This window comes from Mariniflexile sp. HMF6888 (assembly GCF_044335535.1).
Classification (GTDB): Bacteria; Bacteroidota; Bacteroidia; order Flavobacteriales; family Flavobacteriaceae; genus Mariniflexile.
Window position 1 is genome coordinate 1,002,950 of the sequence record NZ_JBIQVZ010000001.1, and the last position, 23,476, is coordinate 1,026,425.

At 34.2% G+C, this 23,476-nt stretch carries 21 protein-coding genes and 1 tRNA gene; 6 read left to right on the forward strand and 16 right to left on the reverse strand.

The genetic code is table 11. From position 1 onward, the window contains the following. Positions 1-47: 47 nt before the first annotated feature. Entirely contained in the window at positions 48-1,055 is a 1,008-nt protein-coding gene (gene fbp / locus ACGLWY_RS04575; protein ID WP_396618474.1) for a class 1 fructose-bisphosphatase, read from the reverse strand. A gap of 208 nt (positions 1,056-1,263) precedes the next feature. On the opposite strand from fbp, the gene ACGLWY_RS04580 reads away from it, so the two are divergent. The 3 genes from ACGLWY_RS04580 to ACGLWY_RS04590 are packed head-to-tail and all read left to right on the forward strand — an operon-like array spanning position 1,264 to position 4,847. Next, positions 1,264-1,743, forward strand: a complete 480-nt coding sequence (locus ACGLWY_RS04580) for a GNAT family N-acetyltransferase (protein WP_396618475.1) — start codon at positions 1,264-1,266, stop codon at positions 1,741-1,743. A 1-nt stretch (position 1,744) separates the two neighbouring features. Continuing rightward, positions 1,745-2,995 (forward strand): aspartate kinase, encoded by a 1,251-nt coding sequence (locus tag ACGLWY_RS04585; RefSeq protein WP_396618476.1) that lies wholly within the window; start codon positions 1,745-1,747, stop codon positions 2,993-2,995. Between the two features lie 22 nt (positions 2,996-3,017). Continuing rightward, complete coding sequence (locus tag ACGLWY_RS04590; protein ID WP_396618477.1) at positions 3,018-4,847, forward strand: GNAT family N-acyltransferase; 1,830 nt, start codon at positions 3,018-3,020, stop codon at positions 4,845-4,847. Positions 4,848-5,018: 171 nt separating this feature from the next. Here the strand turns inward: ACGLWY_RS04590 and ACGLWY_RS04595 are convergent, their stop codons facing one another. The 12 genes from ACGLWY_RS04595 to ACGLWY_RS04650 all read right to left on the reverse strand — a co-directional run bounded on the left by ACGLWY_RS04595 (position 5,019) and on the right by ACGLWY_RS04650 (position 15,890). Then, positions 5,019-5,363 (reverse strand): TM2 domain-containing protein, encoded by a 345-nt coding sequence (locus ACGLWY_RS04595; RefSeq protein WP_396618478.1) that lies wholly within the window; start codon positions 5,361-5,363, stop codon positions 5,019-5,021. 65 nt (positions 5,364-5,428) lie between these two features. Continuing rightward, a complete protein-coding gene (locus ACGLWY_RS04600) occupies positions 5,429-6,193 on the reverse strand; it encodes a sulfite exporter TauE/SafE family protein (RefSeq protein ID WP_396618479.1) in 765 nt (254 codons plus the stop codon). An 85-nt stretch (positions 6,194-6,278) separates the two neighbouring features. Next, positions 6,279-6,665 (reverse strand): VOC family protein, encoded by a 387-nt coding sequence (locus tag ACGLWY_RS04605; protein WP_396618480.1) that lies wholly within the window; start codon positions 6,663-6,665, stop codon positions 6,279-6,281. A 1-nt stretch (position 6,666) separates the two neighbouring features. Next, a complete protein-coding gene (locus ACGLWY_RS04610) occupies positions 6,667-7,125 on the reverse strand; it encodes a DUF1801 domain-containing protein (RefSeq protein WP_396618481.1) in 459 nt (152 codons plus the stop codon). A gap of 24 nt (positions 7,126-7,149) precedes the next feature. Continuing rightward, positions 7,150-8,085 (reverse strand): 2-hydroxyacid dehydrogenase, encoded by a 936-nt coding sequence (locus ACGLWY_RS04615; RefSeq protein ID WP_396618482.1) that lies wholly within the window; start codon positions 8,083-8,085, stop codon positions 7,150-7,152. 245 nt (positions 8,086-8,330) lie between these two features. Beyond that, positions 8,331-9,704, reverse strand: a complete 1,374-nt coding sequence (gene mgtE / locus ACGLWY_RS04620; RefSeq protein WP_396618483.1) for a magnesium transporter — start codon at positions 9,702-9,704, stop codon at positions 8,331-8,333. 10 nt (positions 9,705-9,714) lie between these two features. Further along, entirely contained in the window at positions 9,715-10,488 is a 774-nt protein-coding gene (rsmA, locus tag ACGLWY_RS04625) for a 16S rRNA (adenine(1518)-N(6)/adenine(1519)-N(6))-dimethyltransferase RsmA (RefSeq protein WP_396618484.1), read from the reverse strand. A 209-nt stretch (positions 10,489-10,697) separates the two neighbouring features. Beyond that, a complete protein-coding gene (locus tag ACGLWY_RS04630; RefSeq protein ID WP_396618485.1) occupies positions 10,698-11,024 on the reverse strand; it encodes a DUF4286 family protein in 327 nt (108 codons plus the stop codon). Between the two features lie 113 nt (positions 11,025-11,137). Continuing rightward, positions 11,138-12,913: a tetratricopeptide repeat protein gene (locus ACGLWY_RS04635; protein WP_396618486.1), complete on the reverse strand. Its 1,776-nt coding sequence runs from the start codon at positions 12,911-12,913 to the stop codon at positions 11,138-11,140. Positions 12,914-13,253: 340 nt separating this feature from the next. Next, complete coding sequence (locus ACGLWY_RS04640) at positions 13,254-13,376, reverse strand: hypothetical protein (protein WP_257791458.1); 123 nt, start codon at positions 13,374-13,376, stop codon at positions 13,254-13,256. A 178-nt stretch (positions 13,377-13,554) separates the two neighbouring features. Continuing rightward, on the reverse strand, positions 13,555-14,826 hold the full coding sequence (gene serS, locus ACGLWY_RS04645; RefSeq protein WP_396618487.1) for a serine--tRNA ligase: 1,272 nt from the start codon (positions 14,824-14,826) through the stop codon (positions 13,555-13,557). 128 nt (positions 14,827-14,954) lie between these two features. Then, positions 14,955-15,890: a bifunctional riboflavin kinase/FAD synthetase gene (locus tag ACGLWY_RS04650; RefSeq protein WP_396618488.1), complete on the reverse strand. Its 936-nt coding sequence runs from the start codon at positions 15,888-15,890 to the stop codon at positions 14,955-14,957. 171 nt (positions 15,891-16,061) lie between these two features. Here ACGLWY_RS04650 and ACGLWY_RS04655 point away from each other — a divergent pair, with 171 nt between their 5' ends. After that, the gene (locus ACGLWY_RS04655; protein WP_396618489.1) at positions 16,062-19,145 is read left to right on the forward strand and encodes a reprolysin-like metallopeptidase; all 3,084 of its coding nucleotides are present in this window, start codon (positions 16,062-16,064) and stop codon (positions 19,143-19,145) included. 265 nt (positions 19,146-19,410) lie between these two features. Here the strand turns inward: ACGLWY_RS04655 and pth are convergent, their stop codons facing one another. The 3 genes from pth to ACGLWY_RS04670 form a co-directional block, all read right to left on the reverse strand. Next, on the reverse strand, positions 19,411-20,037 hold the full coding sequence (pth, locus tag ACGLWY_RS04660) for an aminoacyl-tRNA hydrolase (RefSeq protein ID WP_396618490.1): 627 nt from the start codon (positions 20,035-20,037) through the stop codon (positions 19,411-19,413). A 297-nt stretch (positions 20,038-20,334) separates the two neighbouring features. Next, positions 20,335-20,967 carry a 50S ribosomal protein L25/general stress protein Ctc gene (locus tag ACGLWY_RS04665; protein ID WP_396618491.1) on the reverse strand — a complete coding sequence of 211 codons (633 nt, stop codon included), beginning with the start codon at positions 20,965-20,967 and terminating at the stop codon, positions 20,335-20,337. Between the two features lie 54 nt (positions 20,968-21,021). Further along, positions 21,022-21,963, reverse strand: coding sequence for a ribose-phosphate pyrophosphokinase (locus ACGLWY_RS04670; protein WP_396618492.1), 942 nt, complete (start codon positions 21,961-21,963; stop codon positions 21,022-21,024). 288 nt (positions 21,964-22,251) lie between these two features. Between ACGLWY_RS04670 and ACGLWY_RS04675 the strand changes: the two genes are divergently transcribed. Further along, positions 22,252-22,500 (forward strand): GIY-YIG nuclease family protein, encoded by a 249-nt coding sequence (locus ACGLWY_RS04675; protein WP_396618493.1) that lies wholly within the window; start codon positions 22,252-22,254, stop codon positions 22,498-22,500. Beyond that, positions 22,501-22,580, forward strand: a tRNA-Leu gene (locus tag ACGLWY_RS04680). The last annotated feature ends 896 nt before the right edge of the window (positions 22,581-23,476 follow it).

A 23,476-nucleotide genomic window follows, 5' to 3' on the forward strand; every position in this document is an offset into this window, starting at 1 on the left:
CAAAAAATGCGAACCGAGAAGTTCGCATTTTTTATAAAGCTTATTTTTTACTGTGCATCGCGCATAAACTCTTCACATTTTTCAACCATGTTTTTACTACCGCAAATAAAAGGCACACGTTGGTGCAATTCCGTTGGCTTAATATCCATAATTCTGGTAAAACCATCACTGGCTTTACCGTTTGCCTGTTCCGCTAAAAAAGCCATTGGGTTGCATTCATATAACAAACGCAATTTACCATTGGAGTTTAATGAACTTTTTGGGTATAAGTAAATACCGCCTTTTATCATGTTTCTGTGAAAATCGGACACTAAAGACCCAATATACCTAGACGTGTATGGTCTATCACCTTCTTCCTTTTGGCAATATTTAATATAATTTTTAACTCCTTGTGGAAAGTGAATATAGTTCCCCTCGTTAACAGAATAAATATGGCCGTCTTCTGGAAACTGCATATTAGGATGCGATAAATAAAAGGATCCAATAGCGGGGTTTAACGTAAACCCATTAACACCTGCACCCGTTGTATAAACAAGCATGGTCGATGTTCCATAAACCACATAACCTGCCGCTACTTGCATGTTTCCTTTTTGTAAAAAATCTTCAATGGTAACAGGACTTCCTATAGGTGTAATACGTCTGTAAATTGAAAAAATAGTTCCGACAGATACATTGACGTCAATATTTGAAGAACCATCTAATGGGTCTATTAACACAATATATTTATTTTGATGGTTTTCATCTTGACTATTAATAGCAATAAAATCGTCTTCCTCTTCACTGGCAATACCACAAACTATATTTCTATTTGTAAGTGTTTGGATAAACTTTTCGTTCGCATAAACATCCAGCTTCTGTTGGTCTTCTCCTTGTATGTTTGTATCACCGGCAGCTCCAATAATATCTACTAAACCTGCTTTATTAACTTCATGATTTACAACTTTGGCAGCTAGTCTAATAGAATTAATAAGACTAGATAATTCACCCGAAGAATATTTAAAAGAGGATTGGTTTTCAATAATAAATTCTCCTAAGGTTTGCTTTTTATGAGACATAAATTAGATTTTTATTGCTACAAATATCTGCTATTTTTTAATGAACTACAACGTTTTCGTTCAAGATTAATCTTTTATATATTCAACTTTAAACTATATTTGAAATACCTTAAACAAAATTTGCTTCAAAAGACAAAAATAAATTAGGTATAGCATCTGACCGATAAAAAACAATAGATATAAACAGATGAAATAATTAAAAAAAATTATGAGTTTCACAATAAGAAAAGCTAAAAAAGAAGATATGCCGCAAGTGCTATCATTAATAAATCAATTAGCTTATTTTGAAAAAGAACCCGAAGCGGTAATAATAACTGTTGAAGATTTACAACAAGATGGCTTTGGCGAACATCCTGCATTTTTTTGTTTTGTGGCTGAAATAAATTCGAAAATTGAAGGAATTGCATTAGGCTATAACCGCTATTCTACCTGGAAAGGAAAAACAATTCACCTAGAAGATTTAATTGTTAACGAAACTGCTAGAGGCACTGGATTAGGTTCTGCCCTATTAGATGAAGTTGTTAAATACGGCCATCAATTAGGCGTGAAACGCATTAATTGGGAGGTGCTTGATTGGAACGAACCAGCCATAAAATTTTATAAACAAAAAGGCGCTACTATAAAAGAGGCGTGGCGTGTTGTTCATATGGATGAACAGAGCATAAAAAACTATATTTCAAAACTATAATATGCAGGTATTTAAATTTGGTGGCGTATCGGTTAAAGATGCCAGCAGTGTTAAAAATGTGGGCTCGTTATTGCAAAAAGTAGGCTACAAAAACACCCTAATTGTTGTTTCTGCAATGGGAAAAACAACCAATGCTTTAGAACTTGTTGTTAAAAATTATTTTGATAATAAAACCGAATTACAAAGCGCTTTACAAGAAGTTATAAAGTACCACAATGAAATTCTATTAGATTTATTTGATAACGAAAACCATGAAGTTTTTAAAAAAGTAACCGCCTTTTTTAATGAACTCAACCAATTTTTATCGTCCAATAAATCACCCGATTATAATTTTGTTTACGACCAAATTATAGGCTATGGCGAGTTGGTTTCAACAGCTATTGTTAGTGCATATTTAAACAGTATCCAAATAAAAAATAACTGGATAGATGTTCGCGAACATATTAAAACCGATAATTATTACCGAAGCGCAAATGTTAATTGGGAAGAAACACAACAGCATATCACATCAAATTTCAATAAAACTGTTTTAAATATCACCCAAGGCTTTTTAGGAAGCGATCCTAATAATTTTACAACCACTTTAGGTAGAGAAGGTAGCGATTATACAGCAGCTATTTACGCCTATTGTTTAAATGCCGATAGTGTAACTATTTGGAAAGATGTTCCCGGAATATTAAATGCCGACCCTCGCTATTTTGAAAATGCCCAATTGCTTAACCAAATAAGTTACCGCGAAGCCATAGAATTAGCATTTTACGGTGCTTCGGTTATTCACCCAAAGACCTTACAACCTTTACAAGGTAAAGAAATTCCTTTGTATGTAAAGTCATTTTTAAACCCAGAAGCTTCAGGAACTAGAATAGGTAAAAACATTACTTTAGACCCCATGGTTCCTTGTTTTATAGTTAAGAAGAATCAAGTTTTAATCTCATTATCATCTTTAGACTTTTCGTACATCGTTGAAGAAAACATTAGCGACATATTCAATTTATTACACTTATACAAAATGAAAGTGGATGTGATTCAAAATTCGGCCATTAGTTTTTCGGTTTGTGTCGATAACATTTATGATAATCTTGACAAATTATTACATCATTTAAAAGCGAAATTTAAAGTAACTTGCCATAAGAACGTATCACTTTACACCATTAGGCATTATACCCAGAACGCAATTAACCAAATTGAAGAAGGTAAAACGGTGTTATTAAAACAATTAACACAAGAAACTGTTCAAGTAGTAAGTGAGTAAACAATTTAGTACATTTACAGTCATGACCAAACAACAAGATTCAGGATTAGTCTCAGCTAAAGAAGTGGCTAAAGTAATAAACGTAGACAACTATGGCTTTATAGGAACGTTTATTGGATGGTTGCTTATGAAAGTGCTTAAGATTTCAACTCTAAATAAATTTTACACGCGCAACAAACATCTTCAAGGTGTCGATTTTTTAGATAAAATTTTGGATGAGTTTCAAATTAAATTTGAAATTCCTGAAGAAGATTTAAAGCGACTTCCTAAAGATGGCGCTTACATTACGGTTTCAAACCATCCACTTGGTGGTATTGATGGTATTTTACTTTTAAAACTAATGCTCGAACAGCGTAGCGATTTTAAAATAATTGCCAATTTTTTATTGCACCGTATCGAGCCAATGAAGCCTTACATTATGCCTGTAAATCCTTTTGAGGATAGGAAAGACGTAAAATCGAGTCTTGTAGGTTTTAAAAATGCCATTTTACATTTACGTGAAGGCTGTCCACTAGGTATTTTTCCTGCAGGAGAAGTGTCCACTTACAGGGATGGCAAATTAATGGTTGATAAACCTTGGGAAGAAGCAGCCATGAAATTGGTAAAAAAAGCCGAAGTTCCTGTAGTGCCTATTTACTTTCATGCGAAAAACAGCCGATTATTCTATAAGCTATCAAAAATTAGCGATACGTTAAGAACTGCCAAATTACCTTCTGAAGTATTAACGCAAAAAAGGCGTACCATTAAGGTTAGAATAGGAAAACCCATTTCGGTTGAAGACCAAAAAGAACATACCTCTCTTGACGATTTTTCAGAATTTTTAAGACGAAAAACCTATATGCTATCGAATTCTTTTGAAAATAAATCGAAAATATTAGATAACATTCAATCTACTTTAAAAACACCTAAAGCTCCAAAACGTATTGTAACACCTGTTGACAATGCATTAATGATTAGTGAGGTAGAAGCGTTACGTAAGGATGATTCCAGACTGTTACAAAGTAAAAATTATGAAGTCTTTTTAGCTGAGGCTTCTAAAATTCCTAACATCCTGCGCGAAATTGGTCGTTTACGCGAAATTACTTTTAGGGAAGTTGGAGAAGGCACTAATGAATCCATAGATTTAGATGCTTTTGACAACTATTACCACCATATGTTTCTATGGGATAATAGTAGTAATATCATTGTAGGAGCCTATAGAATGGGCTTAGGCTCTAGAATTTTTGAACGCTACGGGATTGATGGTTTTTATTTACAAGACTTGTTTAGGTTTGAACCCGAGTTATATAAAATGATGAGTGAGTCCATCGAAATGGGCCGTGCTTTCATTATTAAAGACTATCAACAAAAACCAATGCCGTTATTTTTACTTTGGAAAGGCATCGTGCATATTACATTACGTTATCCTGAACATAAATTTTTAATTGGCGGTGTGAGTATTAGCAATCAGTTTTCTAATTTCTCGAAATCGTTGATGATTGAGTTTATGAAATCGCATTATTACGACCCCTATTTAGCACAGTATGTGAGTCCTAAAAAAGAATTTAAAGTAAAACTAAAAGACGCCGACAAAGATTTTGTTTTTGATGAAACCGAAGCCGATTTAAACAAATTTGACAAAATTATTGATGAGATCGAACCAGGTGCATTGCGTCTGCCTGTTCTTCTTAAAAAATATATAAAACAAAACGCCAAATTACTGGCATTTAATGTAGATCCTTTATTTAATAATGCTGTTGATGGATTGATGTATATTCGAATTGCCGACTTGCCCGAAAGTACCGTACGTCCTGTTATGGAAGAGTTTCAAGCAGAACTGGAACGTAAGTTTATGGAGAATAATGAGGAATAAGCTGTAATACTTTAAAAAATAAAAAGAGGCTGTCTAAAAAGTCCTTTAAATTTAATTTGTCAGGTTGAGCTTGTCGAAACCTATATTGATTACCAGTAAGTTAAAATATTTCGACAAGCTCAATATGACATAGAACTAGACTTTTTAGACAGCCTCTTTCAAAAAATTCTTTTAAAACCAAGGCTTATTGCCTATTTGGTATGTGTTATAAAATTCTTCATCCGATTTAGTTAGGTAAATAATCCCTTCTATTAAACCTAAAATCCCCATAACCCAACCGGCAATACCGCAAGTAAGAATTCCTAGGATTAAAGTTATTACAAGTATAATTATACCTTCTTTAGTATACCCTAAAATAAATTTATGAACTCCTAAAGCACCAAGAAAAATAGCTAATACGCCTGCTAATATTTTTTTGTTCTCGCCACTTGTTTTTGCAAATGTCTCTTTAGCTCCACTGGCAAACTCCGAAGCTGTTTCTTTTAAATCGTCGTTTAAATTTTTTTCGTCAGACATGATAATATGTGTTAGTTAGAAAATTAAAGGTATAAAAAAAATAGATTGGTTTTTAAAAACGTATGTTATCTAATTAACATAATAATGCCTCCCAAAGCCGTGACTATGAGCACAAAACGTCTGTAATTAACATTTGAAATGAGTTTCACAATATAAGCTCCCAAGAAAAAGCCCAAAATAACCATGGGTATTAGAATCGAATTCAAAACCAACGTTTCTACACTAACAGTTTTCCAAACAAAAAAATGAAAGGGTAATTTAAAGACATTTATTATAAAGAATAACCAAGCTGCAGTACCAATAAATTCGTTTTTGGGCAAACGCATGGCAAGAAAATAAATATCGGAAATAGGACCTGCCAAATTACCAACCATCGTCGTAAAACCTGCCAGAAATCCCGCTGAATTAGAAAACCATTTATTGGTTGGCACGGTGGTAGACTTTCGGTTTTCCATATAAAACATAATGAGCACAGACCCAATAATGATGACTGCCATAATGCGTTTAAAAACAACTTCAGAAATATCATTACCTACCCAAACGCCTACTAAAACCCCAATAACCATAGCAGGCAATAATTTTTTTATATAGGACCATTGCGCATGCTTGTTATAATATACCACAGCAAAAATATCCGCACAAATTAGCATAGGAAGCAAAATACCTGTGGAGGCTTTTTCACCAAAAACAAAAGCCAGTATCAAAACAATAATAATCCCAATGCCTTTTATACCAGATTTTGATAAACCCAATAAAAAAACCGCAAAACAAATAGCTGTCCATTGCAATACGGTTAAATGAAATGATTGTAGAATTTCGAAATAAGTCAAATTGGTTGATGGGTGTTAGTTGTTAGGTCTTGGGTCTTGGGTCTTGGGTCTTGGGTCTTGGGTCTTGGGTCTTGGGTCTTAAAGTTTACAAAAAAGCACTGTCTATGGGTTCCCAAAGTTCAATTTTATTGCCATCGTTATCTAAAATCCAGCCAAATTTGCCGTATTCGTATTCTTCAATGTCTCCAACAACCGTAACGCCTTCGCTTTTTAAAACCTTTATTAATTCGACTAAATTTTCAACCCTATAATTAAACATAAAGTCTTTTTTTGAGGGCTCGTAATATTTGGTATCTTCAGCAAACGGACTCCATTGGGTTGAACAATTGCTCCCTTCTTTGTCTTTCCACCAAAAGGTACAGCCATAATCGTCGGTATTGAATCCTAAATGCTTTTTGTACCAATCTTTTGTTTCCTTGGGGTCTTTCGTTTTAAAAAACAACCCACCTATACCTGTAACTCTGTTTTTCATTTTATAGTTTATTTATGGCTTGTTCATAAATGGAGATCCATTCATCAACAGTTATCTTTGAAGCTAATTCACCAATAAGTTTATACGGAATATCGTCTAAGTACTTAAAACGAACGCAACTTTTTCCCATGTCTAGTTTTCGCTTGCAATATTTAGGATATTCAGCTACAAACCAATCGTATAATTCTTTTTTAGCGTATACCCCAGAATGATATATGTTTATGGATTTTTTTTGTGAAGCAATGCTCATAAAAGGCAAAGGTAATTTTGGCGTGCAATGATACCCATCTGGATATAAGGTGTGAGGCACTACATAACCAATCATACCATAACTCATAGTTTCCTCAAATCCTTTTGGAATCTTATTTTTAATGATTTCTCTCAACTTCTTAATGGGTTCTTGCCTATCTTGAGGAAGTTGATTGATGTAATCTTCGGGTAAATTTGCTTGATATGACACTTCGTTTGCTTTAAAACCTTAAAGTTAACAAAATTTCGCTTTAATCTTATCGACAATGGTTTGTGCCAGTTTTTCTTTGCTTTCAACGGTCCATCCAGCAACATGCGGTGTTAAAAGAACATTCTGTGATGCTATTAAATATTGGAATGGTTCGGGCATGGTTGTCGTAAACATATCTTCAAAAGATGCTTTTTCATATTCTAAAACATCTAACCCAGCACCCAATATTTTTCCAGATTTTAATGCAGAGACCAAATCTGCCGTAACGACACTTTTACCACGTGCCGTATTGATGAACCAAAACGGTTTTTGAAATTGATTGATAAAATCGGCGTTAATCATGTTCAACGTTAAAGGCGTTTGTGGGGTGTGTAAACTTACAACATCTACCTTTTCCTGAAATTCTTTTAGGGGCACTTGTTTTGCATTGGCATCGCCAACCTGATCCTGTATGTCGTAACACAGTACGGCAACATCAAATCCACGCAGTTTTTTCGCAAAGGCTTTACCCATGTTGCCATAACCAATAATACCAACGGTCTTTCCGTCGAGTTCTATACCTCGATTGGCTTCCCGTAACCATTTGCCTGTTCTAACTTCTTGATCGGCTTTATTTAGTTTGTTGAATAGAGATAGCAACATGCCCAAAGCATGCTCGCCAACGGCATTTCTATTGCCTTCGGGTGCTGCTATTAATGTGACGCCCTTTTTATTGGCATAATGGCAATCTATATTTTCTAATCCAGCTCCTACACGACCAATAAATTTTAAGTTGGTAGCAGCATCTAGAAATTGTCTATCAATAGTGAATCTGCTTCTTAAAATAATGCCATCATAATCTGAAATTTTGGTTTCGACTTCTTCTTTTGAAGATTTATAGTCTTCATGGTTGGTAAATCCTAAATCATTTAGTTGATTGATTAAAAGGTCGTGATTGGTATCTAGGTGAAGGATTTTCATGTTATGCCATTTCAAAAATCAAATGTAATTATTATGTGATGCTGAAACAAGTTCAGCATGACGTTTTTTACCTTGCTGATTTTGCGTTAAGGATGGCTCTTCAAACTATTTCAAACTAATGAAATCGTGAATGCTACGCATTTGCAGTGAAAAGCCCACAGCGAGGTACGAGCGAGGACTTGTAACCTTTCGACTGCGCTCAAGATAAACTCCAAGCGCGACCCTTGTGGTAACGCCCAAATTATTTAAAAGCCCAATATTAATTTGGCTATTAAAAAGTACATTAAAATACCGAACACATCGTTGCTTGTGGTAATGAATGGCCCTGTGGCTACGGCGGCGTCAATACCGCGTTTGTCTAAAAATATAGGGATGAATGTGCCTATTAACGCTGCCATTATAATGACTGAAATTAAGGCTACACATATAGTTAAAGACTCTAAATAGGTCGTATCAAATGCAAAATGACTTATAGGTAATACAATACATGCAATGGCTAGCCCATTGACTAAACCTAATAGAAATTCTTTAAAAAGTCTATTTAAAACACTACCATCTATAGAATCGTTTGCCAGACCTTGCACTACGATAGCCGATGATTGTACACCAACATTTCCTGCGGTTGCCTGTATAAGCGGAATGAACATTAAAAGTGCTGGAAACTTTAGCATGGCATCGTTAAATCCGCTAATAATACTTGCTGCCCCTATACCTCCAAACATACCTATAAGCAGCCATGGCAAACGGGCTTTGGTAAGCTCCCAAATATTATCATCGGCCTCTACATCGGCGGTAATACCTGCTGCTAATTGGTAATCTTTCTCGGCTTCTTCTTTCATGACGTCTACAATGTCGTCAATGGTGATTCTACCTAATAATATTTGGTTATCGTCTACTACTGGAATGGCTTCCAAATCGTATTTCTGCATCACTCTGGCAACGTCTTCGGCATCGTCGTGCACATTTACATAATCGACGCTAGAGTTAGATAATTCAGCTATTCTTTGATCACTTTTAGCAACAATAAGGTCTTTTAATGATAGACGCCCAACCAATTTATTTTGCTTATCTACCACATAAATGGAATGGACACGGGTTACTTCTTTGGCTTGTCCTCTTATGCGACGCAAACAGCCTGCAACCGTCCATGTTTCATAGACTTTAACCAACTCTTTTGCCATAAGTCCACCCGCCGTATCTTCATCATAAGCCAGTAATTCTTCAATTTCTGCCTTGTGTTCCTCGTCTTCAATATGTGAAATAACCTCACGCTTACGTTCTTCTGGTAATTCAGAAATGATATCGGCAGCATCATCGGTATCTAATTCACCAATTTCATCGGCAATTTCTTTTGAAGATAGGTTTCTTAATACTTTTTCTCGATTGTCTTCATCGAGTTCCATTAAAATATCGGCAGTGGTTTCGGAATCTAGAAGCTTTATAATATATACGGCCTCATCTAAATCTAATTCATCTAAAATTTCGGCAATATCGGCGTAATGAAAGTCTTTTAAAAGTTTTTGAAGTGCTTTATCATCATTTACTTCTATAAGACGTTCTACCTGATTTATTAAATCATCGGTTAATTCAAATTGTATGTTTTCTATTTCTTCAGACAAAATGCGATGTTTAAATGTCTTTTTCGATTAACTGTGTGAGCTCTATAAACTGCTGAACATTTAATTGTTCCGGACGTTTGTCAAAGATACTACCTTCTCTTAAATTATCACTTAAATTGAATGCTTTTAAACTGTTACGAAGTGTTTTTCTTCGTTGCTGAAATGCCGTTTTCACTACTTTGAAGAATAAGGCATCTTCGCATGGTAAAGAATAGTCTTCTTTTCTTGTGAGCCGTAACACGCCCGATTCTACTTTTGGTGGCGGGTTGAATACTGTTGGCGGCACCGTAAATAGATATTCGGCATCGTAATAGGCTTGTGCTAACACTGACAAAATACCATACACTTTACTACCTTCTTTTGAGCAAATACGTTCGGCCACTTCTTTTTGGAACATGCCCGAAAACTCAGGAATTTGGTCACGCATCTCTAAAGTTTTAAAAACAATTTGGGTTGAAATATTATAGGGAAAGTTACCAATAATAGCAAATGGCTCGCCTTTAAATATTTGGTTTAAATCATATTTTAAAAAATCTTTTTCAATAATCCGTGGTGCCAGATTTAAATAATTGGCTTGTAAATAGGCTACCGATTCGGTATCAATTTCAATAACATGGGTGGTGACTTCTTTCTTTAGTAAATATTTAGTTAGAACGCCCATACCCGGACCAATCTCTAAAACCGTTTTATAGCCTTTTAACGTAAGTGTATCGGCAATTTTTTGCGCAATATCCTCATCGTTTAAAAAGTGTTGTCCTAAATGCTTTTTTGCCTTTACTGTCATTTGTTTTAGGGTGTTGGGTTTTTGGGTGTTGGTTTTAGGGTGTTAGGTATTAGGTCTAGGGTTTTGTTTATTTGCTAAAAAAAAGCGTAATCCGTAAATCGTTTTTTATGTTATGGTACGAATATAACAAGAATAACTCGCGAAGGACAACGATTGTTTTGTCTTTTTTTATCTCTATTATCTCTTGCCTATTTTCTATTATCTTTTTTTCATTTAAAAGTAACTGAATATTCATCAACAATTTCAAGTTCAGTTCTAAACGCCAATACTTTATCTGCAAATTTTTTAAGAGCTTCGCCTCTTAATTTTGGTGCATCTTCTTTATAATATGCCTCTAAAGCTGCGCGTGATGATGTTCGGTATTGCACCGAATAGGTAACGCCTCCCATGTCTTCTTCTACCAAAACTCTGGTAAGCGTTGCTTTTTCAAATTTTCCAGTAGCTAATACTTGTGGAATATGTTCTTCTTTCATCCAAGTTAGCCATTGGTGATGAATGCTTTCGTCTATGTTTGAAGTTACGTTGTATATGATCATTGGGTTTTGGGTATTGGGTTCTGGGTATTGGGTTTTGGGTTCTGGGTTTTGGGTTCTGGGTTCTGGGCTACCTTCTAATAATCTAGCAATCTAACCATCTAATTGTCTAAAATCTAATTAATAGCATCACCTCGTAACGCTCTATAACGCTTTCTTGCTTCTACAAAATAAATACTATCGGCATGGTTAAAAATAATTTTTTCGTATAGTGCTTTTGCCTTTTCTGGCTGATTTAATTGATTTTCGTAGAGTTCTGCCAACTTAAAATAGGTATCATCAACTAAAATACCTTCTCCATAATTTGTAATAATAGCATTGTAATTGGCCTCGGCTTTATCAAATTGGGCTTTTTCTTCAAATAATTGCGCTTGTTTAAACAAGGCTTGTGGTATGATGGGTTCGGTTTTGTGTTCGTTTAAAATAGTGTCTAACAAGGCTATAGCTTCATTATTTTTGTTTTGAAACGACAATAAATCGGCTTTTGCATACCTTTTTAAAGCGGTTTGAAGTGAATCTTCATATTTATTATCGGAAATAAGCAGTTTTAGATCTAAGGCATCATTGGCTATAAGTTGCGACGTTGAAGCCTTTAGTACTTTAAGTTGTGATTCTGCCCATTTAAAATCGCCTTTATAATAACTGGTTTTGGCTACTTTGTATCGTGCTTCTTGTGATACGGTACTGTTTTTTACATTTCGCTGTATTTGTGTGTAATAAATTAAAGCATCGTTAAACTTTTCTTGTAAAACCAAAATGTCTCCCAATTCTAATTTCACTTCGGCTTGTTGTAATTCAGTTAATGGCAACTGTAATGTTTTTTCCAGAAAAGACGTCGCTTTTTTCGGGTCGCTTTTATTGAAAGCCAAAAAATGTGCATAAGCAATTTGAAGTTTTAAAGTTTGTGAAAAAGTTCCAAATTTGTTTAATAACTCGATATATTTTGCATCAATAACATTATAATTATCTTCCGTACTTTGCTTTATTTCCAATTGCATTAAATGATGGTGCGCTTCCAATAAAACATCTAAATCTTGCGAGTTGGTTGTTATATATGTATATATTTCTTTGGCGGTTTCCAATTCGTTTTTACTAAAGGCAATATCTGCTAATTCTTCTATTCTGATTAAACTTTCGGGTTGTCTACTAAAAATAGCTTTCTCTTGTGCAAATGCTTTTTTAAAATCGTTTTGCTGAATAAACAACCAACTTAAAAACTCGTTCCATATAATATTTGGTTCTTGTTGTGCTTTTCTAAGCAAAATTTTTCTAAAAATAATATTGTGTTCATTCTCGCTATTTTCACTTATAAAATCGCTTATAGCTCGTTTAATATTAGGTAATGAAAATGGATTGGACTCGGCAAAATCAACATAACTAATAAACATTTTTTCAATGTTTCCCTGCTCTCCATACAACTGTGCCAATTGTAGATTAAAATTATAATCCGATTTTAGTTTCATGGCTTTTTCATACGCAATAATAGCTTCATTTATAAGTGAATGGCTTTGAAAACTTCTAGCAATGGAAGATACGTTAATAGGATTTTCATCAATGCTAGCCAGAGCTTTATTATAATTGATGTTAGCATTTTCCAAATCGTTTTTAAGTTGGTAATTATAGCCCAATTCCACCATAAATACTGGATAATTAACACGTTCCATGAGTTTTAACAAAAATGATTGTGCTTCATTATATTGCTCTAATTCTTGATGCGAACTAACTATTTGAAAAATATAATTAATGTTTGAAGGCGATTGGGCGTATAACTTTTTATATTCAAATAGTGCTTTTTCAAAATCTCCATTTTTATAGTAATCTCTAGCCAATATGTCGTCTTGTGAGTATGCATACGCACTAAATAGAAAGCATAAAATAAATAGGATTTTCATTTATAAAAAATTATTTTACTTTTCATTGGAATAAATCAATCGTTTTTGTTTGTTGGTATTTTTCACAAAAAAACTTCTTAATTATAGCGATTTCATGTGGTAAAGATAGTGAACTCATCTTGACTTTTTTCATTTTGCAACCAATTGAAAAAAGTCAAGATGAGTTCAACAAATAAGCTGAGTAGCTACTGCTAATATAATTATAAAAAAAATGCCCGAATAAAAATTCGGGCACTAACCAACCAAAATAAAAGTTCCATTAACTACCGTTAATATAAAAAACGTTGTAATACTGATTGGGGACAGTCTTTGTATAAAGATTGTATTAAGAATAAAACCCCTATTTACTTACAATAGCAGTTTCATTATTTTCAGATTTTGATATTTCAAAATCTGAAAATAATACTTTACCTGCGAAAAAAATTAGTGTAATTAAAATTACTAAGCGTTTAATATTTTTCATGGTCAGTAGGTTTAATAGATTTGGTGCCCCTAACTTCGAAAATATTTTTTAGATACGCAAAAGAAAACGCAATAAAGTTGCTAAAAAACGTTACTACTTCACACTTGGTCGATTATTTTAAATAAAATATTAAAATGTTGTAAGTTTTTGTTTCTTTTTTTGAGAAATTTATTTTGTTTTAATCAATAATTTTAAAACCTGTATATGCTTGTAAAACTTCAGGAATTACAATACCATCCTTTGTTTGATAATTTTCTAAAATACCTGCTAAAACACGAGGTAAAGCTAAAGAACTACCATTTAGTGTATGTGCCAGTTCGTTTTTACCTTCGCTGTTTTTAAAACGTAATTTCAACCGGTTTGCTTGAAAGGTTTCAAAATTTGATACTGAAGATATTTCCAACCATCGGTCTTGAGCGGTTGAGAACACTTCAAAATCGTATGTCAAAGCCGAAGTGAACCCTAAATCGCCACCACAAAGTCTTAATATTCTATATGGTAATTTTAGCTCTTGCAAAATGGTTTTTACGTGTTCTACCATACCATCCAACGCTTCATAAGATTTTGTTGGATGTTCAACTCGTAAAATCTCCACTTTATCAAATTGGTGCAATCTATTTAGTCCGCGAACATGTGCTCCGTAACTTCCAGCTTCACGTCTAAAACAGGGCGTGTAACCTGTAATACCTATCGGTAATTCGCTCTCGTTCACCACCACATCCCTAAAAATGTTGGTTCCAGGCACCTCAGCAGTTGGAATTAAATATAAGTTGTCTTCGGTTACATGGTACATTTGCCCTTCTTTATCTGGCAATTGTCCGGTTCCAAAACCTGATGCTTCGTTTACCAAATGAGGCAATTGATATTCGGTATAACCCGCAGCGGTATTCTTATCTAAAAAATAAGCTATTAAAGCACGTTGTAACCGAGCACCTTTACCTTTATAAACAGGAAATCCTGCTCCTGTTATTTTGTTTCCTAATTCAAAATCGATGATGTCGTATTTTTTTGCTAATTCCCAATGAGGCAAAGCACCTTCATGCAATACAGGAATGTTGCCTTCTTTGTAAACTTCTAAGTTATCGGTATCAGAATTTCCGTTAGGCACTATCTCGTTTGGAACATTCGGAATTTTATAAAGTAATTGGCTTAATTCTTCTGCTTTATTATTAAGTGCTTCTGTTAATTCTTTTGAAACTTCTTTTAACTGACTTGTTTTTTCTTTTAAAAGATTGGCCTTTTGTGTTTCGCCTGATTTGTATAAGTTCCCAATTTCTTTTGAAAGTGTGTTCGATTCTGCCAAGGTGTTATCCAACTCGGTTTGAATCCGTCTTCTTTCTTCATCTAAAGAAATGACGTTATGAATTATTTCAGTAGCATCTATATTTCGTTTTGCTAATCGGGTTATTACCAAATTTTTGTTTTCTCTAATAAAAGGGACTTGTAGCATGTCTTGAAAATTTAAGCGACAAATTTAATGAATTGCCACTATAATTTGATGTCTTTTGAAAGTAAAATCAAATTTATGGTTTTGAATGATTATGAGATGCTGAAACGAGTTCAGTATAACGTGAAAACCTAATTAAAATGCGATTTTATATAGGCAAAAGACACCTCTTTATCTTTTAATAATTGGTTTTTTAAAGCCTCGACGGATTCAAATTTTTGCTCATCACGCAACCGGTGCAATAAATCTATTTGAATGGTTTTGTTATAAATATTTTTGTTGAAGTCGAAAAAATGCACTTCAATGGTTTCTTCTTGGCCTTCAACGGTAGGGTTAAAACCAATATTCATCATACCATAAATAACCTGGTTATTAATAACAGAACTCACGACATAAGATCCGTGTTTCGGTATTAATTTGTAATCTTCAGCTATTTGGATGTTTGCAGTAGGATAATCAATCTGTCTGCCCAAAGCTTTCCCTTTTACCACTTTTCCTGTTAGCATAAAAGGATAACCTAAAAATGTGTTTGCCTTGGCAATATCACCTTCTTCTAAAGCCTTTCTAATTTTAGTGGAGCTTACAGACACCTCATTAATATCTTGTGCTGAAATTTCTTCAACCTCAAAACCATATAAATCTCCAAACTTCCTTAAATCATTAATATCAGCGTTTCTATTTCTTCCAAATCTATGATCGTAGCCAATAATTACTTTTTTGGCATTTAACTTATCTACCAAAATTTTCTTAACAAAATCTTCCGCAGAAAGTCTAGAAAATGCTTTTGTAAACTTTTTAACAAGCAAGTAATCCAAACCTAAGGCGTCCAAAATAGCACCACGTTCGTTAATGGTATTTATCAACTTAATACTAGAATCCTTTTGTAACACCATGCGTGGATGCGGAAAAAAAGTAAGGATGACAGATTTTAAATGGGTTTGTTTCCCAATATTAATTAATCGCTTAATTATTTTTTGATGTCCAACATGAACCCCATCAAAAGTACCAATGGTAACTATAGTTGGTTCTACCGATTTGTATGCTTTTATATCTTTAATTTTGCTCATAACAAGCATTTAATTGCTACTTTAACTAAAAAAAATTAGATTTGCTAACAGTGTTTAATAAAAACAGTTCCAAATATTTTTTATGAAATCGCCATTAACAAACGTTTTAAATAACCACAGTAAATAAAAAGGCGATACCATATGACCTTTCAAAAACAACAATATCTACTTATGAAAGCAAAACTACATTATGTTTTATCAATAGCAATGTTTTTGTTTATCTTTTCGGTATCTTCTCAAAATTCTTCATGGGAAAAGGTTGAAACCATTAAAGATTCCAAGATAATTTCAAAATTTCATTTAAACAAAAACAGTGTTCATGCTTTCAAACTTCATAGCAATTCGTTGCAAGAATCGCTATCTGGTGCTGTTTCAAGAAGCTCAAAAGCAAAACAAAAAGCAACCATAATTACCATGCCTGGTGAAAATGGCAAATTAGAAACTTTTAGAATTTACGAAGCTTCTGTTTTTGCTCCAGATTTAGCGGCAAAATATCCTGATATAAAATCGTATGTGGGCATAAGCACTAATAATCCTGGAACGCGATTGCGTATGAGTGTTTCGCCACAAGGCGTACAAACCATGATTTCTTACAGTAGTAAACCTGCTGTTTTTATGCAGCCCGCATCAAAAGGTTCCAATGAATACATTTTATACCGGAGAGCGGATAAAAATAAAACAAAAAACATCTTTGAATGCAAAACCCTTGATGAGCTAAATGAAACGTTTAATAAAAATGGTTTAACTTCAAAAATAGCCATTAATGAAGGAGGTGCTAACAACCAAACACTTCAAAAATTCAGAATAGCTATTTCCACAACTGCCGAATATACAGCATATCATGATGATGGCATTTCTGGAAATGGTGACGCCGTTGCCGATGCTTTAGCGGCTATTAATGCAACTTTAAACAGGGTTAATGAAATTTTTGAAACCGACATGGCAGTTACTTTTGAACTTGTTAATGCCCCACAATTAATATATACAGACGCTACAACCGACCCCTATTCTGATGCCAATGTAGGCACTGATGATGAAATAAACAATGATAGTGATGATCTTAACGGGTGGAGTATTCAACTTCAAAATAACTTAACTAATACCATTGGAAATGCTGCTTACGACATTGGCCATTTATTTGGTGCAACTGGCGGAGGTGGAAATGCAGGATGCATTGGCTGTGTTTGCACAAATGATAATGCTATAAACAATAAAGATAAAAACAAAGGTGCAGGATTTACGTCTCCATCAAATGGCATCCCAGAAGGCGATACGTTTGATATAGATTTTGTAATTCATGAAATTGGACATCAAATGGGAGCTAACCACACCTTTGCTTATGAAAATGAAGGTACAGGTGTGAATTCCGAACCAGGAAGTGGCAGTACTATTATGGCGTATGCAGGAATTACTGGTGAAGATGATGTGCAAAACAATAGCGACCCTTATTTTCATTATCAAAGCATTAAACAAATATTAAACAATTTGAGTGGTAAAAGTTGCCAAACAACAGAAGTAATCACCAATAATCCACCCATTGCAAATGCTGGAAACGATTATTACATTCCTGCTGGAACAGCCTATGTTTTAAAAGGCTCTGCCACCGATGCAGACGGTAGTGATAACTTAACCTATTGTTGGGAACAAATAGACAACGGCCTCGTAAATCATTTAAATTTCGGACCAACTTTAGCTTCTGGTTCTATGAATAGGTCTTTACCTCCTTCAAACACTTCTGATAGATATATCCCAAAATTAAGTAGCGTATTAGCTGGAAACACCATTCAAACCAGCCCCTCTTTAGGAAGTGATTGGGAAACAGTTTCAACTGTTGGAAGAAACTTAAATTGGGCACTAACCGTAAGGGATAGAGCTCCTGCTAGTGCCAGTGGTGGGCAAAGCAGTTTTGATACCATGATAATAACCGTAGAAGATGTAACGCCATTTACTATTTCAAACCCTGTGTCTTGGGGTCAAGGCAGCAACGTAACTATAAATTGGGAGGTTGGGCAAACAACCAATGCTACCATAAACTGCCAAAATGTAAATATTAAACTCTCTACCGATGGCGGTTTAACGTTTCCTATAAACGTTGCATCAAACACACTTAACGATGGTGCCTTTTCATATACAGTACCTTCAATTCCAGACACATCGCTAGCCAGACTATTAATTGAAGCTGCCGATAATATTTTTTACGATGTTTCAAATTTTGATTTTTCCATTTCATCAAACCCCGATTTTTTTATTGTTGAAGAAACTTTAGATCCCTTAGAGTGTGCCAACACAACAGCAACATTCCATTTTAATTATGTCACTGCTAATGGTTTTTCTGAAAATACTGTTTTTAGCGCATCGGGAAACCCAAGTGGTTCTTCTGTAACTTTTTCTCCGGCAAATTTAAATGCTTCTGGACCTGTTACCATGACTATTAACGATTTATCTGGTGTTCCACAAGGAGATTATCCAATTACGGTAACCGGCACTTCATCTTCAATAACTAAAAATAAAGTTTTAAATTTTCCTTTTTACAATGGGCTTTGCACCTCTATTGCAAATACTCAATACGAAACCAGTACTACATTGGTACAATTTAACACCATTAATAACGCATCAGGAAAACCTTCTGGTTATAATAATTACACAAATATTTCTACCAATTTAAATAGAGATAGCAGTTATCCTTTAACAGTACACGTAAATACCGACGGAGACTTTACAACAGGTACCAAGGTATGGATAGATTGGAACCAGAATTGTAGCTTTAATGACGCTGGGGAAGAATATAATTTAGGTACAGCCACTAATGTTACCAATAGTGCTACTTCAAACTCATCACTTTCTATTACTGTTCCAGTAGATGCCAGTTTAGGAAAAACCATTATGAGGGTAAGCACAAAATTTGATGATGATGGCCCTCCTAGCGCTTGCGAAAATGGATTTGATGGTGAAGTTGAGGATTACACCCTAAGTATTATGCCTACCACAACTATTGATGCGTTTGGTTTCGAGAATCTCGTGGTGTTTCCTAACCCGAATAATGGCAAGTTTGTTATTCAATTAAATGGCTCATTGGAACGAGCGATTGATGTTGCTGTTTTTGATATTAGAGGAAGGCATATTTATAAAAACAATTTCCCGAATGTTGGTGATTTTAGTCAGGAATTGCAGTTAAATAATGTACAATCTGGTATGTATTTATTAATTGTAAGTGACGGCATTAGGAAATCTACTAAAAAGATTATAATAAAATAATGAAGGTCCTTTTTGAAGAAAAAAAACGTTGTAATTCATTTTAAATAATTTAGTACATGACAAAAATCAAAATATATTGAGTTGTGTCAGTCTGAGCGCAGTCGAAGACATTAGAAATATCGTTTTTAATAGCATTTCGCAAGCTGCGCTTCTATCTTCAAATAAAAATATATTTTTATTTTCGATAATGCTCAATGTGAATCAATAAGCTAATGATAAGTTATGTAAAACTGAAACAAGTTCAGTCTCACGAACAAATCAACTTTTATTTGCCATTAAAGGTATTCATGGTAATATTGATGCCTGCTAAACCAAAGGATTTTATAAGTTCGATGGATTTATCTAAGCGTTCTTTAAGTTTTTCGTTTTCTTCATCGGTCCATTCTCCCAACACATAGTCAATCTGTTGCCCTTTATTAAATGCATCGCTGATACCAAATCTAAAACGGTTGTAGTTTGTGGTATTTAGCTTTGCTTGTATGTCTTTTAATCCGTTATGTCCACCATCGCTCCCTTTGGTTTTTACACGAATACTTCCAAAAGACAGGTTTAAATCATCGGTTATTACCAACAAATTTTCTAACGGAATATTTTCTTTAGTTAACCAATAGACCACTGCTTTTCCACTTAAATTCATGTAGGTACTTGGTTTTAAAAAAACAAAGGTTCTTCCTTTTAGTTTATAAGTGGCGGTGTCTCCTAGTTTTTTAGTTTCGAAAGCTATATTTTCTTGTGAAGCAAAATGGTCTAAAATTCTGAATCCTATATTATGACGGGTGTTGGCATACGCTTCGCCAATATTTCCTAGACCAACAATTAAAAACTTTTTCATGGTATCTTGTTCGTTTGGATGACTTTTCTTTTTAAATAACCTTAATAAAAATTTCCACATGGTATTTTACATATTAAAAATGAAAACACCTTGTAGAATCACCAAACTTATGATTTGCTGAAAATGCGTTAGGGATAGCAGTGGAAAGCCCACAGCGGGGTACGAGCGAGGACTTGTAACCTTTCGACTTCGCTCAAGATAAACTCCTAGCCGACCCGATAGGGGAACGCCCCATTTTTTAATAGGTTTATTTTTTGTAATGTTCAAAATTGGTTTTACTTATATTGAGTTCATTGTAAAAATAAAAAAGCATCCTGAATAATACAGGATGCTTTTTGTATTTAATTAAAAAAATATCTATTCTTGAGTTGCTTCTACTTCAGCTGCTGCTTCTGCCGCTGCCTCAGCTGCTTCCTCTTCTTCATCATCAAATGCATCTACTGACGCTCTTGAACGTCTTACAAGACAAACTACTGTATTGTCTGGGTGCATGAATTTGTAAGCATCGTTCTGTAATGTAGTAATGTAAAGTTTGCTTCCAATTTTAAGCGGCGTAATATCTGCCACAATAAAATCCGGTAAGTTAGCTGGCAATGCTTTAACACGTAAGCTACGTCTGTTTTTACGCAATACACCACCATTTTTAACACCACGGGAGTTTCCAACAAAACTGATTGGAATTTCCATAGTAATTTCTTTGTCTTCGAATAACTGATAAAAATCTACGTGTAAAATTTTGTCTGTTACTGGGTGAAATTGAATGTCTTGTAAAACAGCATTGTATTTTTCACCATTTTCTAGAGCAATCACAACTGTATGCGCATTTGGAGTGTACACAAGTGATGAGAACGCTAATTCTTCTGCATTGAAATGAACTGGCTTATCTCCTCCGTATAATACGCAAGGAACCTGACCAGCATTACGTAAGGCTTTTGTTGCTTTTTTGCCCACGCTTTCTCTTTGAGATCCGTTGATTGTAATTGATTTCATTTTTAAAATATATAGTTAATAATTATTATTCTTTTTTATGCCAGCCTTTTGAGCCTACATGACAAACTTTGAACTAATAGACTTGTTGTTGTGTACTTTTTCCATAACCTCGGCAAATAAATCGGCACAACTTAAAACCCTAATTTTATCACTTAAAGGTTTAATAGGTATGGAATCGGTTACTATCAATTCTTCTAAATTTGAATTGTTTAAATTCTCGTATGCGTTTCCAGATAATATAGGGTGGGTACAAATAGCCCTTACACTTAATGCACCACGCTCCATCATTAAATCTGCAGCTTTTGTTAGTGTTCCGGCTGTATCAACCATATCATCAACCAATACGACATTTTTACCAGTAACGTCCCCTATTAATTCCATATGGGAAATGATATTGGCTTTGGCACGCTGTTTATAACAAATTACCACATCACACTCTAATGCTTTTGAATAAGCATAAGCTCTTTTGGAACCTCCCATATCTGGCGATGCAATGGTTAAATTATCTAAATTTAAACTTTGTAAATAAGGCAAGAAAATGGTTGATGCAAATAAATGATCGACCGGTTTTTCAAAAAATCCTTGTATCTGGTCTGCATGCAAATCCATAGTGATAATTCGAGTTGCTCCTGCTGCTTCCAACATTTTAGCCACTAATTTAGCGGCTATTGGCACTCTTGGTTTATCTTTCCTGTCTTGTCTTGCCCATCCAAAATAAGGCAATACTGCGGTTATGTGTCTTGCCGAAGCACGTTTGGCAGCATCAATCATTAACAGCATTTCCATTAAATTCTCTGGTCCCGGATTGGTAGAACCAATAATGAAAATACGTGTGCCCCTAATAGATTCTTCGTATGATGGTTGAAATTCGCCATCGCTATAAGTAGAGGTAATCACATTGCCTAGTTCAGACCCAAAAGCTTTAGCAATTTTCTCTCCAAGCACCTTACTTTGAGTACATGCAAAAATTTTGGCTTCGGTAATCACTATTGGCATGGTTAACTTATTGTTTTATAGCGCAAAAGCGCGCCGTATTTTAAACGAGGTGCAAATTTATACATTTATTTTAACCTAAAAAGTATATTGCTCACTATTTTTATGAATATTATAGAAAAAATATATATTTTTGCAGTCCTATTTAAGTTCAAGTGCCTGCCTGCCGGTAGGCAGGCGCGCTAACATATAGGTTGATTCTTTAATTAGGTTGATTCTTTAATTAGGTTGATTCTTTAATTAGGTTGATTCTTTAATAAAGAAAAAGGATTTTACTGATTTTAAATTATTATGTATTATGTTTATGCCATATCAAGTGAAAAACATAATTATATTTATGTTGGATTAACGCATGATTTGGAAGCCAGAATAAAAAGGCATAATGACGGTAGAGAAAGAACTACGAAATTTTACATTCCTTATGAATTAATTTATTCAGAAGCATGTGAAACCAGACCAGAGGCAAGAATTAGAGAAAAATATTGGAAATCTGGTATTGGTAAAGAAAAATTGAGAAGTCTTCGAGATTCTCAAAAATAAGCTCAAGTGGCGGAATTGGTAGACGCGCCGGATTCAAAATCCGGTTCTTCGGAGTGCGGGTTCGATTCCCGCCTTGAGTACAGACAAAACCCGTAATACAATTGATTATTAATTGTTTACGGGTTTTTTGTTTTATTATTTATATGATTAAATTTTATTTTGTGGCTAAAAAACATAGCTACACCCAAAAAATTTAAAAAAGCAATCCAATAAGAATCCAGTGTGCTTAGAAATGGTTTGTACCTCCTTTCCTTTTGTAAATTCATTCTTTTTTGATCTTAAAGCAACATTACAAAATCCTTTTCGGACAAGTTTTAATCCATTTGAGACAAGTTTTATCATCGACCTTTGTTAATGCTTTTTAGTTAGTAGTTAACTTTCGGTTGCGCCCAGTCACCCCCCTTTGCTGAAATCCTCAAGATTGTGCGTAGCCGAAATTAATAAAGACAGCATTTCAAGTCTGATTAAGCATGTCTATCCCAATAGCTGTAAACACATGAAATATTATTTTTTACATTCTCAATTTTCTGTGTTACAGTAGCTTTAGCGCAAACCAAACCATTTAAAATTTCCAGAACTTTAATCACCGAAGTAGATAAAACATCTTTAGAATTTAATGTTTCGTCCTTTAAAACTAAGAAAGAGGCTAATGTAGAAGATTTATTAAATCAAAATACAAACGCAAAGCGCATTGCAAAAAAAACTATATTCAAGACTCTCAAAGTACTGTTCTAAAACAATACGTTATGTTGAGTTTTAGTTGGAAATTAAAGAATTTCTAAAGTCAAAACTAAAACAAATCAGAAACTCAATATAAATTTTGTTTCTAAATACTTCATGTCAATCAATAAAGCGTTTTTTATCTATGGGTTTATTACAAAATCCTTTTCGGATAAGTTTTAATCCATTTGAGATAAGTTTTATCATCGACCTTTGTTTTGGTTAGTTAGTTAATAATTCGGTTGCGCTTGGTCAC

What these genes read in the sequence shown, in the direction of transcription:
- ACGLWY_RS04635 (WP_396618486.1), bottom strand. Translation starts at nt 12,913, where the DNA reads ATGAAAATCCTATTTATTTTATGCTTTCTATTTAGTGCGTATGCATAC.
- ACGLWY_RS04585 (WP_396618476.1), top strand. Translation starts at nt 1,745, where the DNA reads ATGCAGGTATTTAAATTTGGTGGCGTATCGGTTAAAGATGCCAGCAGT.
- ACGLWY_RS04615 (WP_396618482.1), bottom strand. Translation starts at nt 8,085, where the DNA reads ATGAAAATCCTTCACCTAGATACCAATCACGACCTTTTAATCAATCAA.
- ACGLWY_RS04630 (WP_396618485.1), bottom strand. Translation starts at nt 11,024, where the DNA reads ATGATCATATACAACGTAACTTCAAACATAGACGAAAGCATTCATCAC.
- ACGLWY_RS04650 (WP_396618488.1), bottom strand. Translation starts at nt 15,890, where the DNA reads ATGAGCAAAATTAAAGATATAAAAGCATACAAATCGGTAGAACCAACT.
- rsmA (WP_396618484.1), bottom strand. Translation starts at nt 10,488, where the DNA reads ATGACAGTAAAGGCAAAAAAGCATTTAGGACAACACTTTTTAAACGAT.
- ACGLWY_RS04580 (WP_396618475.1), top strand. Translation starts at nt 1,264, where the DNA reads ATGAGTTTCACAATAAGAAAAGCTAAAAAAGAAGATATGCCGCAAGTG.
- ACGLWY_RS04665 (WP_396618491.1), bottom strand. Translation starts at nt 20,967, where the DNA reads ATGAAATCAATTACAATCAACGGATCTCAAAGAGAAAGCGTGGGCAAA.
- fbp (WP_396618474.1), bottom strand. Translation starts at nt 1,055, where the DNA reads ATGTCTCATAAAAAGCAAACCTTAGGAGAATTTATTATTGAAAACCAA.
- ACGLWY_RS04670 (WP_396618492.1), bottom strand. Translation starts at nt 21,963, where the DNA reads ATGCCAATAGTGATTACCGAAGCCAAAATTTTTGCATGTACTCAAAGT.
- serS (WP_396618487.1), bottom strand. Translation starts at nt 14,826, where the DNA reads ATGCTACAAGTCCCTTTTATTAGAGAAAACAAAAATTTGGTAATAACC.
- ACGLWY_RS04590 (WP_396618477.1), top strand. Translation starts at nt 3,018, where the DNA reads ATGACCAAACAACAAGATTCAGGATTAGTCTCAGCTAAAGAAGTGGCT.
- ACGLWY_RS04655 (WP_396618489.1), top strand. Translation starts at nt 16,062, where the DNA reads ATGAAAGCAAAACTACATTATGTTTTATCAATAGCAATGTTTTTGTTT.
- ACGLWY_RS04605 (WP_396618480.1), bottom strand. Translation starts at nt 6,665, where the DNA reads ATGAAAAACAGAGTTACAGGTATAGGTGGGTTGTTTTTTAAAACGAAA.
- ACGLWY_RS04675 (WP_396618493.1), top strand. Translation starts at nt 22,252, where the DNA reads ATGTATTATGTTTATGCCATATCAAGTGAAAAACATAATTATATTTAT.
- pth (WP_396618490.1), bottom strand. Translation starts at nt 20,037, where the DNA reads ATGTGGAAATTTTTATTAAGGTTATTTAAAAAGAAAAGTCATCCAAAC.
- ACGLWY_RS04595 (WP_396618478.1), bottom strand. Translation starts at nt 5,363, where the DNA reads ATGTCTGACGAAAAAAATTTAAACGACGATTTAAAAGAAACAGCTTCG.
- ACGLWY_RS04640 (WP_257791458.1), bottom strand. Translation starts at nt 13,376, where the DNA reads ATGAAAAATATTAAACGCTTAGTAATTTTAATTACACTAATTTTTTTC.